The sequence below is a fragment of the Luteibacter sp. 9135 genome (genome assembly GCF_000745005.1).
Taxonomy (GTDB): Bacteria; Pseudomonadota; Gammaproteobacteria; order Xanthomonadales; family Rhodanobacteraceae; genus Luteibacter.
In genome coordinates this window covers 1,692,493-1,707,369 of sequence record NZ_JQNB01000001.1, presented here as the reverse complement: position 1 = coordinate 1,707,369, position 14,877 = coordinate 1,692,493, and the positions used below count along the sequence as shown (strand labels likewise).

The 14,877-nt window shown below is 67.0% G+C and carries 14 protein-coding genes; 5 read left to right on the top strand and 9 right to left on the bottom strand.

Translation table 11 applies throughout. The features are described 5' to 3' along the window. Positions 1–64: 64 nt before the first annotated feature. The 4 genes from FA89_RS19125 to FA89_RS07280 form a co-directional block, all read right to left on the bottom strand. Positions 65–829, bottom strand: coding sequence for a hypothetical protein (locus FA89_RS19125; RefSeq protein WP_185754267.1), 765 nt, complete (start codon positions 827–829; stop codon positions 65–67). Between the two features lie 121 nt (positions 830–950). Continuing rightward, a complete protein-coding gene (rpe, locus tag FA89_RS07290) occupies positions 951–1,625 on the bottom strand; it encodes a ribulose-phosphate 3-epimerase (protein ID WP_036139632.1) in 675 nt (224 codons plus the stop codon). Positions 1,626–2,017: 392 nt separating this feature from the next. Then, complete coding sequence (gene djlA, locus FA89_RS07285) at positions 2,018–2,830, bottom strand: co-chaperone DjlA (protein ID WP_036139630.1); 813 nt, start codon at positions 2,828–2,830, stop codon at positions 2,018–2,020. Then, positions 2,827–3,141 (bottom strand): c-type cytochrome, encoded by a 315-nt coding sequence (locus FA89_RS07280; RefSeq protein WP_036139628.1) that lies wholly within the window; start codon positions 3,139–3,141, stop codon positions 2,827–2,829. Before FA89_RS07280 ends, djlA begins: the two co-directional genes overlap by 4 nt. A 457-nt stretch (positions 3,142–3,598) precedes the next feature. Between FA89_RS07280 and FA89_RS07275 the strand changes: the two genes are divergently transcribed. The 4 genes from FA89_RS07275 to FA89_RS07260 all read left to right on the top strand — a co-directional run bounded on the left by FA89_RS07275 (position 3,599) and on the right by FA89_RS07260 (position 5,775). Further along, positions 3,599–4,495, top strand: coding sequence for a phosphoribosylaminoimidazolesuccinocarboxamide synthase (locus tag FA89_RS07275; RefSeq protein WP_036139627.1), 897 nt, complete (start codon positions 3,599–3,601; stop codon positions 4,493–4,495). Between the two features lie 112 nt (positions 4,496–4,607). Then, complete coding sequence (locus FA89_RS07270) at positions 4,608–5,075, top strand: Mpo1 family 2-hydroxy fatty acid dioxygenase (protein ID WP_036139624.1); 468 nt, start codon at positions 4,608–4,610, stop codon at positions 5,073–5,075. A gap of 13 nt (positions 5,076–5,088) precedes the next feature. After that, a complete protein-coding gene (locus FA89_RS07265; protein WP_036139622.1) occupies positions 5,089–5,502 on the top strand; it encodes a hypothetical protein in 414 nt (137 codons plus the stop codon). 90 nt (positions 5,503–5,592) lie between these two features. After that, entirely contained in the window at positions 5,593–5,775 is a 183-nt protein-coding gene (locus FA89_RS07260) for a DUF2061 domain-containing protein (protein WP_036139620.1), read from the top strand. Here the strand turns inward: FA89_RS07260 and FA89_RS07255 are convergent. Together FA89_RS07255 and FA89_RS07250 are read right to left on the bottom strand one after the other, a co-directional pair. Beyond that, positions 5,758–7,890: a hypothetical protein gene (locus FA89_RS07255; protein ID WP_051938600.1), complete on the bottom strand. Its 2,133-nt coding sequence runs from the start codon at positions 7,888–7,890 to the stop codon at positions 5,758–5,760. The two genes, FA89_RS07260 and FA89_RS07255, sit on opposite strands and share 18 nt — an antisense overlap. 63 nt (positions 7,891–7,953) lie before the next feature. After that, on the bottom strand, positions 7,954–9,273 hold the full coding sequence (locus FA89_RS07250) for an APC family permease (protein ID WP_036139619.1): 1,320 nt from the start codon (positions 9,271–9,273) through the stop codon (positions 7,954–7,956). 246 nt (positions 9,274–9,519) lie between these two features. On the opposite strand from FA89_RS07250, the gene FA89_RS07245 reads away from it, so the two are divergent. Further along, entirely contained in the window at positions 9,520–10,014 is a 495-nt protein-coding gene (locus FA89_RS07245) for an REP-associated tyrosine transposase (protein ID WP_036139617.1), read from the top strand. Positions 10,015–10,157: 143 nt separating this feature from the next. Here the strand turns inward: FA89_RS07245 and lpdA are convergent, their stop codons facing one another. The 3 genes from lpdA to FA89_RS07230 form a co-directional block, all read right to left on the bottom strand. Then, positions 10,158–12,002, bottom strand: coding sequence for a dihydrolipoyl dehydrogenase (gene lpdA, locus FA89_RS07240; RefSeq protein WP_036139615.1), 1,845 nt, complete (start codon positions 12,000–12,002; stop codon positions 10,158–10,160). A gap of 15 nt (positions 12,003–12,017) precedes the next feature. Further along, complete coding sequence (gene aceF / locus FA89_RS07235; protein WP_036139614.1) at positions 12,018–13,778, bottom strand: dihydrolipoyllysine-residue acetyltransferase; 1,761 nt, start codon at positions 13,776–13,778, stop codon at positions 12,018–12,020. Between the two features lie 220 nt (positions 13,779–13,998). After that, on the bottom strand, positions 13,999–14,859 hold the full coding sequence (locus FA89_RS07230; protein WP_051938599.1) for a mechanosensitive ion channel family protein: 861 nt from the start codon (positions 14,857–14,859) through the stop codon (positions 13,999–14,001). Positions 14,860–14,877 lie beyond the last annotated feature (18 nt).

Sequence of the window (14,877 nt, the reverse complement as noted above, 5' to 3'; positions counted from 1 at the left end):
TGCTCCTGCCGGAGCTTCCTTCGCTCCCCTGTCCCGACGGCCAGGGGAGATTTTTATGTGGGCGTCACTCGGCCCGCGTGGTCGGCTTGGTCACCACGCTGCCCAGCTGCACCATCTGCGGATCGCCGACGGTCACGCTGCCGTTGAGGCCGCGGAAGTAGTCTTCGCCCGTCGCGGCGATCAGTCGCTCCATCGAGAAGCCACGCATGCCACTGCCGACGCGTGAGCCGCCACCGGCATTGAACTGGCCGATCTCCTCGCCGTTCTGCGGCGACAGGCCGTCGATGAAGATGGAGCCGCCGAACATGGCCGCCGCCTCGAGGTTGCGCATTTCTGCGAGGTAGATGCGATGCGCCCGGTTGCCGGCCGTCGCGTCGGCGTACTTGGCGCGCAGGTCAGCCCAGTAGGCATCCGCCTGCGCCTTCTCCGCCGGCGACAACTCCAGGTACGCCTTGGCGAACGCGGGCTCGAAACGCGGGTCGTGGCGCTCGGACGCCAGCGCAAGCCAGGCCACGCCCAGCGGGCGGTTGGCCGGGCCTTCGTCGCCGTTGTAATACATCAGGCCCAGCACGTACTGGGCGGGCTTGTTGGCCCAGTAGGCCGCGTCGCGCAGGCGTTCGCGGGCACGACTGTTATGGCCATACCCAAAATCGCGTGCCGCGGCACAGAAGTAATACTCGCCGGGGAGGATGCGCTGGATGCCGCCGGGGCAGTAGGCGTTGACCTTGCGCAACAGGGCGCGCGGGTCGGCCGGCTCGGCCACGGTGTCGGCGACCGCGCTGCCCATGGCAAACGTGGCGAGTATGGCGAACGAAAGCGTACGGAACATGCGCATGAGCCTGTCTCCCGAGCGGTCGAATCGATCCCTTTCAGGCGGCCCCTCGTGTGGGGCTACCCTTACCCTGCCATTACCATACTACCGGGTTTGCTATTACATCGTGAAAATGGGCTCAGCCGCCGTCGATGGCGGCATGCATCCGGCGGATCACGTCGGCATAGTCCGGCGCGGTGAAGATAGCCGAGCCCGCCACGAAGGTGTCCGCGCCCGCGGCCGCGATGGCACCGATGTTGTCGGCGTTGACGCCGCCGTCCACTTCCAGCCGGATATTGCGGCCGCTGGCGTCGATGCGCTCGCGCACATGGCGGATCTTGTCCAGCGCGCCGGGGATGAACTTCTGGCCGCCGAAGCCCGGGTTGACCGACATGATCAGCACCATGTCGATCTTGTCCAGCACGTAGTCCAGCCAGTTCAGCGGCGTGGCCGGGTTGAACACCAGGCCGGCCTCGCAGCCCTCGCCCTGGATCAGCTGGATGGTGCGATCGACGTGCTCGCTGGCCTCCGGATGGAAGCTGATGCTGCGCGCGCCGGCCTTGGCGAAGTCCGGCACGATGCGATCCACCGGCTTCACCATCAGGTGCACGTCGATGTGCTCGGTGATGCCGTAATCGCGCAACGCCTTGAGCACCATCGGCCCAATGGTCAGGTTGGGCACGTAATGGTTGTCCATCACGTCGAAGTGCACCCACTGCGCGCCGGCATCGAGCACCTTGCGGGTGTCCTCGCCCAACCGGGCAAAATCGGCCGAGAGGATGGACGGGGCGATGACGGGGGCTTGCTTGGGCATGGCGAATACCGTGGTCGTGTCGACGGAAGCCGGCAGCTTAACCCGGCGGCCCTAAAAGCGGCGTACACGACCCCGCCGCGACCCGGGGCGTACATACCCCCATCCCCCGCCACGACATCCGCCTGCCACGACACCCGCCCGGTAGGAGCGCACGCACGTGCGCGACATCTTTTCGCGACAACCACCGAGCTGGCGCGCCAGCTCCCAGTCCCGGCCTCAACACATGTCGCGCACATGCGTGCGCTCCTACGCGCGGCCGGACGCGTTTCATGCACCGCCGGATGTGTTCTGCGCACCGCCGAACGTGTTTTGCGCAGCGCCGGATGCATTTTGCGGACAACTGGATGCATTTTGCACACCCGCCGGCTGCGTCTTGGACGCCACGCGACGCCTTACTTGAAGCCCTTCTCCGCCTTGATCCGCTCGTACGCCGCATTGATCTCGCTGGCCCGCGATTCCGCGCGGCGGCGCATGTCGTCGGGCAGGTCGCCGAGACGGTCGGGGTGGTGTTCCGAGATCAGCTTGCGGTAGGCGCGCTTGATGGCGCGATCGTCCGCACCACGCTGGATGCCCAGCACGGCATAGGGATCGGGGCCGGCCGTGTTTCGCTGCGGCGGCACGTAACCGCCGCCGCCACCGCCGGGGTTGCCGTAGGCCCGGCCGCCGCCCGTGGCGTTCCAGGCATAGCCCTTCATCGCCATCAGCGCCATCAGCTCCATGTCGCTGACTCGCAACGCGAAGGCCAGCTGGCGCAGGATGCCCATTTTCTCCGTGGACGGATTGCCGCCCTCGGCCAGTACGGTCTCGATGACTACGTCGATCACCGGAAACGCGTGGTCGCGACGGTGGCCCACCCACTGGCGCAGCTCGTCGATGACCTCGGTGGCGTTGAATTCGGGCTGTTTGCCCTCGTTGAACGCGTCGATAGCCTGACGGCGCTGCTCCTGGTCCAGGCTCATGCGGGCCATCAGCCGCTCGGCGATGGCGATCTCCGCCTGCGAGATGTGCCCGTCCGCCTTGGCCACCGCGCCGATCAGCGCGAACAGCGGCGCGATGTAGCCGCCCTGCGCGGGTGTGCGTCGGCGCTGCTGCTGGCGACTGGCGTCGAACATGAAGCCGAGCGCGCCGCCGATGAGCGCGCCGAGCAGGTTGTGGGTAGCCCACATGCCCAGGACCGCGCCGATGAGAGTGCCGGAAAAGTTCATGGAGCGGCCCTGGAGGGGATCTGTGCGGAAAACCACTGGGCCAGCTGGTCGAGCTCCGCATCGGTGAGTGGGCCGGTGGCCGCGCGCATCACGGGGATGTCGCGACGGCCGTCACGGTATTGGCGCAACGCATCGCGCAGGTAATCGAGCTTCTGTCCCGCCAGGTTCGGCGCACCCGGTATCCGCGCCATGCCGTCCTCGCCATGGCACGCCGCGCACAGCCCCAGTCGCGCCGGCCTGGCAGGCGGCGTGGCGGCATGGGCAGTGGCGGAAACGGCCAGAACAAGCGCCGCGTGCAGTAGGAATCGCATGGCAAGGTAATAAGGGCAGTAACCGGGAATTCTAGCAGGCGGACTACGTCCGCCTGCGGGTAGGAGCGCACGATGTGCGCGAATCCTCAGCTACGTCCGCCTGCGGGTAGGAGCGCACGATGTGCGCGAACCCTCAGCCTCCGACGCTGCGAATAAAGCGGGGCGTCGGCACAGGCAGGCGCTTCCATGAACCCGGTTGTGATGGTCGGTGTGGCTTCGTTTGGCGTTTGGAAACGCCTTGCCCATGGCGGGGGATGGCTTCGTTCGCCATAGGTGACGTAGACGGATCGCGCACATCGTGCGCTCCTACCCCCGAGGCCCATTGGTCGGTCCCATCGGTAGGGACGCCCGGGCCCATCGGTCAGACCCATCGCCCGGAACGCCAGGGCCGCCGGTAAATACGCGATGGCGGCCGTACAATGGCGGCCTTCGAACCGTCCCCTCCGGAGCTTTCGCCGTGCCGACCACCCTCTCGCAATCCGACCTGCCCGGCCTCGAGCTCATCCATCGCGGCAAGGTGCGCGACGTCTACGCCCTGCCCGGCAACCGCCTGCTGATGGTCGCGACCGACCGGCTGTCGGCGTTCGACGTGGTGCTGCCGGACCCGATCCCCGGCAAGGGTGAAATGCTGACCCAGATTTCGAACTTCTGGTTCGAGAAGACCCGGCACATCATTCCGAATCATCTCACCGGCGAGGATGTCGCCTCGGTACTCCCCGCCGGCGTGGACCCTGCGCTTTATGCGAAGCGTGCCGTCATCACCAAGCGGCTGAAGCCCGTGCCGGTCGAGGCCATCGCCCGCGGCTACATCATCGGTTCCGGCTGGAAGGCCTACCAGGCCACCGGCGAGATCTGCGGCATCCGCCTTCCCCAGGGCCTTGAGCAGGCGCAGCAGCTACCGGAGCCGATCTTCACCCCGTCGACCAAGGCCGCCGTGGGCGACCACGACGAAAACGTCAGCTTCGACGTCGTGGTGGATGCGGTGGGCGGCGACCTGGCCAACGCCGTGCGCGAGGCCACCCTGGCGATCTACGCCTTTGCCGCGGCCTACGCCGCCGAGCGCGGGGTGATCATCGCCGACACCAAGCTGGAGTTCGGCACGGACGAGCACGGGGTGCTGCACGTGATGGACGAGATGCTGACCCCCGACTCCTCGCGCTTCTGGCCGGCAGACAACTACCAGCGCGGCATCAGCCCGCCCAGCTATGACAAGCAGTTCGTCCGCGACTACCTCGAGGCCCTGGGCTGGAACAAGACGCCGCCCGCGCCGAAGGTGCCTGCCGACGTCATCGAAGGCACGGCCGCCAAGTACGCCGAGGCCCTGGACAAGCTGGCCGGCATCCGCCTGACCTGAGCCTTGCCGCACCGCAAGGTTGACCTGCAGCGCGCCAGGCTCAACGCTTACCTTCCACGCCCAGGCCGGAGCGCCATGTCCGGCCTGGGACGCCACGCCTCCGGGGGTTTTCATGCGCGACGCGGCACGCTGGTTCGGCAACTACGGCCGTGACCACCAGAACGAGACCAACCAGCTGATCCACTGGATGTGCGTGCCGGCCATTACCTGGTCCGTGGTGGCGTTGTTCTGGCTGCTGCCTGTGCCGGCCTGGCTCGGGCGCCCGGGGCTGTGGGCGGTGCTGGCGATGTTCCTGGCCTTCTGTTTCTACTTCTACCGGCTGTCGCGCAAGATCGGCCTCGCCATGGCGGGCGCCTTCATCATCCTGGCCCTGGTGACCGATTCGCTTTACCGCAGCATCGGCAGCAGTGGCCTGCTGTGGTCGGCCATCATCGTCTTCGTGGTCGCGTGGGTCGGCCAGTTCATCGGTCACCGGATCGAGGGCAAGCGACCCTCCTTCCTGACCGACCTGCAATACCTGCTGATCGGGCCCGCCTGGCTGATGAGCAAGGCGCTGTCCCGCTTCGGCACACCGTACTGATCCCGGCGCCCACGTGACCCAGACCCTCCTCACCCTGTTGTCGGCCATCATCTGGCTGGTGCTCTATGCCAGCGTCGGCGCGGTCGTGCCGGCCCTGATCGGCTGGTCGGCCCTGCGCTGGCTCGAACGCACCCCGGTGGTGTTCAACCGCACCTATCTCGCCATGCTGGTCTGGCTGCTGATCGCGCTGGGCGTGGGCGGGGCGGTGCTTTTGCTGACACGCCATGGGCAACCGCTGGATGCCTCCCTGCTCGAGTTGGCCTGGGTCCGCGGCTGGCTGGTGCTGGACATGCTGCTCGGCGCCTTCCTGATCTGGCGATTGGTCCCACGCGTCGATGCGCGCCGGGTCAAGCCGACCAGCGCCTGCATGACCGTGGCCATCCTGATGGTGGTCGGCATCGTAGGATTCATGGCCCTGCATCGATAGTCGTGTGCTATCGAAAACATCAAAACGATCACTTGGACATCACCCGCGGCACCCCCATAATGAGATCCATTCCCATCTGAGGATTTCGTCATGGCCCGCACCATCAAGTACGCCGCGACGCATTTCAGCATCGCGTTTTCCATGAGCTACGCCGTCAACCAGAACCTGGCCGTCAGTGCCCTGGTCGGCGTGGCCGAGCCCATCGCCTTCGCTCTTGGTCGGGACCTGCTACGGCAGCGCCGAGTCGACCTGCCGCTACCGCGCGCCGCCTGAGCCCCCGCCGACCCGGGCATTGGTGTCGGTAACGGCCCGGGTGAAGTCCTTGAACGGGATATCGGTGATGCCGACCAGCCCGATGTGCGCGTTTTCCCCGTCGAGTACCCGGCCGGTGACCGGCTGGTCGATGTACTGGAACCAGTGCGTGCCCACAACGACACCCGACGCGACGGCGGCGTCCACGAAGCGCGCGTAGGCCTTGCCCCGCTCTTCCTCACTACCCACCGCGGCCACGCCGTTACCGAACGGCCCGCGATCGGCCGACCCGAAGTGGAACTCCGTGATCATCACGGGCTTGTCCATCTTGCGAAAGGCCGCCACGTCGAAACCGTGTTCGGGCACATCCGTGTACGTGTTGATGCTGGTGACGTCCGCGTAGGCGGCGCTGGCCTGCTCCACTTCCGGCGTGCGAACGGCAAGCCGGCCACCCAGGAACAGGTGGTGCGGGTCCGCTTTCTTCAGCGTCTGCGCGACGGTGCGGAAATACTGATCGGCGAACAGGCGCAGGAAGGCCATGTTGTCGGCGGCCACGGCGGGATGAGCTTCGCTAGGGTCCGGCGCCTTGAAGCCCTTGGCGGCCACCTGATCCCAGGTGGTGACGTTCACGCCCCACGCCTTGGCAAAGCTGGCGGCATCGCCGTGGGTTTTTTTCAGGTAGGCGAGGAAGGCTTGCTTGGCGGGGCTTTCCGGCCCCTGCGCGAGCGAGCCCACTGCCAGCGCCCAGCGCCCTTGCGGCCCCTGCCCGGCCCAGGCCAGTTCGTTGTCGGCGAAGTAACCGAGCAACCACGGATCGTCCGTCACGCCCTTGCTCGCGTTGGCGACGGCCGCTTGCGTGGCCTTGAGGAAACGCGGATCGAACGGGTCCGGCATCCGGCCCCAGTAGTCGTAGCCCGTGCTCACCGTGTTGAAATCGCCCTTGATGAGGATCGGTACCGTGTAGGCGATACGGTGATCGTTGGCGAAGGCCGGGTCGCTCCAGTTGCCCAGGGTGTTGAAGCGCCAGCTGCGCAGTCGATCGACACTGCGCTTGCGCCACGCCGAGGCGAAGTCGTTGCCGAGGCTGCGCGACACGTTCTGCGAATAGATGTCCCACCATCGCCCGTGGTTCATGCCGTTGTCGCGCTGCGAGCCCTGATCGCTGCGGCTGTCGGCCACACCGCTGAACGTGCCGTGGTCCACGGCCGGATCGAGGAACATGAATTCACGGCCCTGCACGTAGGTGCGGGCATCGGTGAGGTTCACGGCATTCACGCCCAGCGAGAAGAACGCATGGCCCTCAGGCGTCACCAGCCACCAGCGGTCGCCCTGCTTCTGCGTGTGGAAGAAGCCGGTGACCTTGAGTGCCGGCCGATCGAGGCGGCCACCGAAACGGTCGAGACCCGGCGACGCAGCGGCGTTCTTCGCGTGGTCCGCGTCGGCGGGTAGGGCCGCGCGCTCCTTCAAGGCCGCATCGCTGTCGATCTTCTCCGGCCATGTCGCGCGGGTGTACTGACCGTACCGATCGACGATGCCGGTGTACGCCTTGCGCAGGTCGCCATCGCCCGCCACCGTGTCCAGCGCGCCGAACAGCAGCGTTTGTGCGGCACCCGGTTGCGGCATGGACATGGTCACCGAGGTGATGGCGCCGGCATCCACCGCGCCGTCCACGGCCGTGGCCACCAGTCGTTTGTCCTTGCCGTCATCGAACGGCATCGGCGGCCCCACCTGCATGCCGAACGCACGCGGCGAGGTGGCTTTCAGTGTTACCGACAGCGTCTGCGGTGGCCCCGGCGGCAGCCCGACCACCGTCTTCAGGTGCTTCTCGCCCGAGGCGATATCGACGATGAGCGTGACCGGCCAGGGCATGCCGTTCTGTACGCGCAGACGCAGCGTGCCATCCGGCTGCCATGCCCACGTGCCTTGCGCTGGCGCGATCACCAGCGATGGCGCGGCGGACGGTTTGAACGTCACCGCCACCAGCTCGCCGCCATCGGCCGCCTTGCGTGGGTTGGCATCGAGCGTGGCGTCACGCGTGGTGACATGCGTGGCGGATGTCGGGTGGACGAGGTCGACCGTGGTCGCCTGGGCGGAGACGGTGGCCGTCAGGAGCAGCAGGGGCAGGTAAGTACGCATGCCCCGAATCTGCCACGGAACGCTTGAACGCGGGTTACACGGGGCGACTGTCGAGGCGAGCGCCTACACGCTTTTCCGCCGCCACAGGTAATACACCGGCACACCGACGGCAATGATGAGCAGGCTCATCCCGGCATCGCCCGGCTCGGTAATCGCGGTGGCGGCAATCACGCACAACACCGTCGTCGTGAACACGAGCGGCAACACCGGATACCCAGGCACGAGGTAGGGCGAGGGCTCGTCGCGTAATTTCCTGCGATACCAGAAGATGGTCGCAATGCCGAACGCATGCGACAGCCATTCGCCGACCGTGGTGTAGTTGAGCAGCGCCTTGAAGCTGCCCGACAGGATCAGCACGATCGCCCAGCCGCCCAGTGCCGCCAGTGCGAACTGCGGCGCGCCGGTCTTCGCGTCGATGCGCGCGATCGGACGGAAGAACATGCCGTCCGCGCTCATCACCTGCAGCACGCGTGCGCCGCCGGCGATGGCGATGCTGCAATAACCGAAGGTCGAGCAGGCAATGCCCACGGCGATGATGGTCGCGCCGGATTCGCCGAACACACGACGCATCAGGTCCGCCGCGGGCGCCGTGCTCGCGGCCAGGCCGGCATGTCCCAGGCCGGCCATGTAGGCGATGTTGACCAGCACGTAGCAGACCACCACCGCGAGCATGCCCAGGCCCAGCGCGCGGGGCAGCGTGCGTTGGGGCTCGCGCACTTCGCCGGCCAGGTCGTTGAGGTAATGGAACCCGCCGTAGGCGAACAACGCCGGGAGGATGGCACCGATCACCGTGCTGGCCGGCACGTCGTGCGTGGGATCGGCCACGAACGCCGCGCCCAGGTGTCCGCGCGCCAGGTACAGGCCCACGACGATCAGCAATGCGACCGCGCCGAGTTTCAGCACGGTAAAGATGTTCTGCACCCACGCACCGGCACGGATGCCGAACAGGTTCACCGCCACGATGAAGGCGATCGCCCCCACCGCCAGCGGTTTGACCCACTCCTGCGGCAGGCCGGTCGCACGACACGCGTAGTCGGCGAACGTGGTGGCGACGGCGGCGACGCTGCCGGGGTAATTGATCAGCGCCATCGTCCAGCCGAACAGGAACGCCGGTAACTGGCCGAAGGCTTCGCGCAGGTACACGTAGGTGCCGCCCGCCTGTGGCCGACGCGCCCCCAGCTCGGCATAGCAGAGCACGCCGGCAAGTGTGAGCAGGCCGCCGAGCGTCCAGAGCAGGATCACTTCCGTACCCGAACTGGTCAGCTGCGCCACGGTGGCCGGCGTGCGGAAGATGCCCGCCCCGATCACGCCGCCGATGACGATCATCGCGGCATCCCAGATGCCGAGGCGACGGAGGTAGTGAGCTGGCTGCGGTGCTGGCATCACCGGACGATGCCACAACCGCCCGCGCGATGCGATGTGCCGTTGTCGATGACCGAGGCGGATCGATGATCCCGCCGGGTTGGAGCGCACGATGTGCGCGATGGGGGGTTACCACGTCGCCGCGTTGTTGGCTTTTCGCGCACATCGTGCGCTCCTACCCCCGGACGTCGGGTGTCGGGCACGGGGCATCTTGCGATGCGGTGAACGCCGCTGTTTCGACGGTGCCGGCGTCGGGACGATGGACGGATGACATCGCATCCTGGCAACAAGGCACTTCGTCGCGGTCGGGTTTCCGAGGCCGGTCGCGTCTACCTCGTCACGGCCGTGGCCTGGAATCGTGCGCCGATCTTCGGTGACTACCGCACCGCGCGGCGGATAGCCCGCATCGTCCACGCACCGACCACCTGGCGGCGCGCCGAATGCCTTGCTTGGGTACTGATGCCCGATCACTGGCACGGGCTGGTGCAACTCGACGACCATGCCGATGCCGACCTGTCGAAGATGGTCAGGAAACTGAAGTCGCTGGTGACGAAAGCGCTGCGCGATGAAGGGCGTACCTCGCCTGTTTGGCAGAGGGCGTTCCATGATCGGGCATTGCGTGCCGATGAGGATGTCCGCGCGGCGGCGCGTTACATCGTGGCCAATCTGGTACGCGCGGGGCTGGTGCGGCGCGTGGGGGATTATCCGTATTGGGATGCGGTTTGGGTGGGGGCGGATGGGGGTGAGGGGCGGGATGCCTGATGGCGGTCGTTCGTGTCGGAGGTTTCTGCACGGACGATCGGGTACGTCGTGCGCTTCTACGCGGCGGCGATCGCGCACATCGTGCGCTCCTACAAGGGCGGGTGTAGGAGCGCACGATGTGCGCGATGCGGGTTGCCGAAACGCTATTTCTTCTTCGGAATGTAAAGGTCCGTGATCGTCCCTTCGTACACCTCGGCGGCCATGCCTACGGACTCGCCCAAGGTCGGATGCGGGTGCACGGTGCGGCCGATGTCGCCGGCTTCCGCGCCCATTTCGATGGCCAGGACCAGTTCGGAGATGAGGTCGCCCGCATGCGGGCCGACGATACCGGCGCCGACGATGCGGTGGGTTTCTTCGTCGAAGATGAGCTTGGTGAAGCCTTCGGTGCGGTCGATGCCGATGGCGCGACCGGAGGCCGCCCAGGGGAACTTGCCCACGCCGACCTTCAGGCCCTTCTCCTTCGCCTCGCGTTCGGTCACGCCGACCCAGGCGATTTCCGGGTCGGTGTAGGCCACCGACGGGATGACGCGTGCGTCGAAGAAGCTCTTCTGCCCGGCGGCGGCTTCGGCGGCCACCTTGGCCTCGTGCGTGGCCTTGTGCGCCAGCATGGGCTGGCCGACCAGGTCGCCGATGGCGAAGATATGCGGCACGTTGGTGCGCATCTGGCGGTCGACGGGGATGAAGCCCCGCTCGCTGACTTCCACGCCGGCCTTGTCGGCGCCGATCTTGTTGCCGTTGGGCGAGCGCCCGACCGACACCAGCACGCGGTCGTACACCGTGGTCTCGGGGATGCTTTCACCCTCGAAAGTGATCTCGATGCCCTTCTTCGTCGCCTTGGCCGCGACCACCTTGGTCTTGAGATGGATACCCTTGTAGCGCTTGGCGATCCGGCCCTGCAGCGGCTTGACCAGGTCGAGGTCGGCGCCCGGCATCAGCTGGTCGGCAAGTTCCACCACCGTGACTTCCGAGCCGAGGCCCGCGTACACCGTGGCCATTTCCAGGCCGATAATGCCGCCGCCGACGACCAGCATCTTCTTCGGCACGTCGCGCAGCTCCAGCGCGCCGGTGGAGTCGATGACGCGCTCGTCGTCCCACGGGAACGAAGGCAGCTTCACCGACTGCGAGCCCGCCGCGATGATGGCGTTCTCGAAGCGGATCAGCCTGGTGCCCTCGGCCGTCTGCACTTCCAGCTCGTGCGCGGAGATGAAGCTGCCCACGCCGGTGACGGTGCGTACCTTGCGAGCCTTGGCCATCTGCGCCAGGCCGCCGGTGAGCTTGCCGACCACCTTGTCCTTGAACGAGCGCAGCTTGTCGAGGTCGATCACCGGCTTGCCGAACGCGATGCCGTGCGCTTCGATGGCGGCGGCTTCGTCGATCACGGCGGCCGCGTGCAGCAGCGCCTTCGACGGGATGCAGCCGACGTTGAGACAGACACCGCCGAGCGACTCGTAGCGCTCCACCAGCACCACGTCCAGGCCGATGTCCGCACCACGGAACGCGGCGGTGTAGCCGCCCGGGCCCGAGCCGAGCACGACCAGCTGGCACTCGATATCGGCCTTGCGACCGGAATCGCCGGCGGCCTTCGCCGTCGACGACGGCGCAGCGGCGGACGATACGGACGAGGCAGCCGCAGGTGCTGCGGAAGCCTTCGGCGGTGCCGGTGCGGGCGACGGCGTAGCCGGCGCGGGGGCATCCTTGACTGTCGACTGGCCGACGGCCTTGCCGGCGTCGGACGACGCGTCGCTACCGGAGGCCTCGATGAGGGCGATGACGCTGCCGTCGTTGAGCTCGTCGCCGATCTTGACCTTGATCTCGACGATGGTGCCGGCCTGCGACGCAGGCACGTCCATCGTGGCCTTGTCCGACTCCAGCGTGACCAGGCTCTGGTCCTTGGCGACGGTGTCGCCAACCTTCACCAGTATCTCGATGACCGGCACATCGTGCGAGCCGCCGAGGTCGGGTACTTTCAGTTCGATCGTGTTAGCCATGCGTATCGCCTCCGGTCAGAGCAACAGGCGACGGATATCGCCGAGCTGCTGGGCGAGGTACACGGCGAAGCGTGCGGCCAGGGCACCGTCGATGACGCGATGGTCGTACGACAGCGACAGCGGCAGCATCAGGCGCGGCGCGAATTCCTTGCCGTTCCAGACAGGCTTCATCTGCGCCTTGGACACACCCAGGATCGCCACTTCCGGCGCGTTGACGATCGGCGTGAACGCCGTGCCGCCGATGCCGCCGAGCGAGGAGATGGAGAAGCAGCCGCCCTGCATGTCGGCCGCGGTGAGCTTCTTGTCGCGCGCCTTCTTCGAGATCTCGCCCAGTTCGGCGGCAAGATCGAGCAGGCCCTTGGTATCCGCATTGCGGATGACCGGCACGACCAGGCCATCGGGCGTATCCACCGCGATGCCCACGTTGTAGTACTTCTTCAGCGTCAGCGTTTCACCGGCCGCATCGAGCGACGCGTTGAACTGCGGGAATTTCTTCAGCGCCGCGACCACCGCCTTGATCTGGAATACCAGCGGGGTGACCTTCAGGTCCTTGTTCTCTTCGCCGAGCTTCTTGCGGAAGGCTTCCAGCTCGGTGATGTCCGCATCTTCGAACTGCGTGACGTGCGGAATCATGGCCCAGTTGCGCGCGAGGTTGGCGGCCGAGATCTTCGGGATGCGGCCCAGCGGCTTTTCTTCCACTTCGCCGAACTTCGAGAAATCCACCTTCGGCCACGGCAGCAGGCTGAGCCCGTTGCCACCGCCGGCGGAAGCACCACCCGCGGACGGCGCAGCGCCCGAGGTCATCACCTGCTTCACGTAGCCGGACACGTCCTCGCGCTGGATGCGGCCACCGCGGCCGCTACCCTTGACCTGGGCGACATCGACGCCGAGCTCGCGGGCGAAGGCACGCACGGCCGGGCTGGCGTACGGGGCGTTGCCCGGCATGATGACACTGGCGTCGAACGACACCGGCGGCGTGCGCGGCGCACCACCGACCGGCTCCGACTTCGAGGCGCCGGAGGCCGACGACGAAGCGGCTTCGCGCTTCGGTGCCTCGGCGGGCGCCTCGGCGATGCCGGGCTTATCGGTGGATGCGGCGGGCTGGGTGTCTGCCGCAGCGGCCTCGGCGGATTCGCCGCCCTGCCCTTCGAGGACGGCGATCAGGTCGCCGTCGTTGACCTCGTCGCCAACCTTGACCTTCAGCTCCTTGATGACGCCCGCGGCCGGCGCCGGGATGTCCATCGTGGCCTTGTCGGATTCCAGGGTCATGAGGCTCTGGTCCTTTTCGACCGTGTCGCCCACCTTGACCATCAGCTCGATGATCGGCACCGGCTTGCCGCCGATGTCGGGCACCGTGACGTTGATCGGGCCGGAGGCCTTCGTCGCCGACGGTGCCTTGGCGGCAGCCGGTGCCGCGGCGGCGGCAGGCGCCGCGGCAGGCTTGGCGTCGTCGGCCTTCGGGGCCGCCTGGGTAGCCGCCGGCTTCGAGGCTTCCGCCTTCGGCGCGTCGGCCTTGGTCGTCTCGGCCGGGGCGTCGCCCTCGGCTTCGACCAGCGCAATCACGTGGCCTTCGTCGACTTCGTCGCCGACCTTGACCTTCAGCTCCTTGATGACGCCGGCGAACGGCGCAGGCACTTCCATCGTGGCCTTGTCGGATTCGAGCGTCACCAGGCTCTGGTCTTTCTCGACGCGATCGCCGACCTTGACCATGATTTCGATGACGGGGACCGCGTTACCACCAATATCGGGTACGCGGGCTTCTTTGACGTCGGCCATGGAACCTCCAGAAAAACAGGCATCGGCGGGCGGCTAACCCTCCGGCGGGGGAATACGGGCGCCCATGCTGCGGCGCAACCGGAAGATTGTAATCCCTCGCGCGACTTTTCCCACGATTCAAACGATCGTTGGGCCCGCCACGCCTTTGTAGGAGCGGACGATGTCCGCGAACCGGTATGCGAAAACGGTCGTGGCGCCTTATCGCGGACATCGTCCGCTCCTACAGGGGGCGGTTTGCGGTCGGCGGGGCGATGGGAGGCGTGCCGACTACGCGGATCTCGCTCTGCGGGTAGGGAATGGTGATGCCTTCCTCGTCGAAGCGCTCCTTGATCCGACGCAGCAGGTTGGTCTGCGCGCCCTGCATGTCGGCCACGGTGGTCCAGGCGCGGATGACCAGGTTGACGCTGGAATCGCCCAGAGCGTCGGTCCAGACGCCGGGCGCCGGGTCCTTGAGGATGCGCGGATCGGCCTCGAACAGGTCGGTGATGACCTTCATGGCCTTGCCGATGTCGTCGCCGTAGCCGATGCCCACCTTGAACTCGAACCGGCGGGTGCCGCGCACGTTGTAGTTGATGATCGCGTCGCCGCCCACCTTGGCGTTGGGCACCACGGCCTCGCGGTTGTCCGGCGTGATCAGGAAGGTGTGCATCAGGTTGACGCTCTGCACCGTGCCGTCGATGCCGCCCACGGTGACGTAGTCACCGACGCGGAACGGGCGGAACAGGATCAGCAGCACGCCCCAGGCCAGGTTGGACAACGAGCTGGTGAGCGCCAGGCCCACGGCCAAGCCGGCGGCGCCGATGGCGGCGATGAACGAGGCGGTGGGGATGCCGATGGTACCCAGCACCTGGATGAACAGCAGCGCCAGCAGCACGCCGTAGATGGCGTTGCGCAGGAACAGTGCCAGGGTCACGTCGACCCGCGCCCGCTCCAGCGCGCGCCGGCCCAGGTTGGCGAGCCGCGCGGCGATCCAGAAGCCGATCACCAGCAGCACGATGGCCAGGCCGATGCGGATGGAGTACGTGAGGATAAGCGCACGCATGGCGGCGTCTACGCCGACACGGTCGAGAAAATCGTTCATGGGCCTGCCTTCGGACGT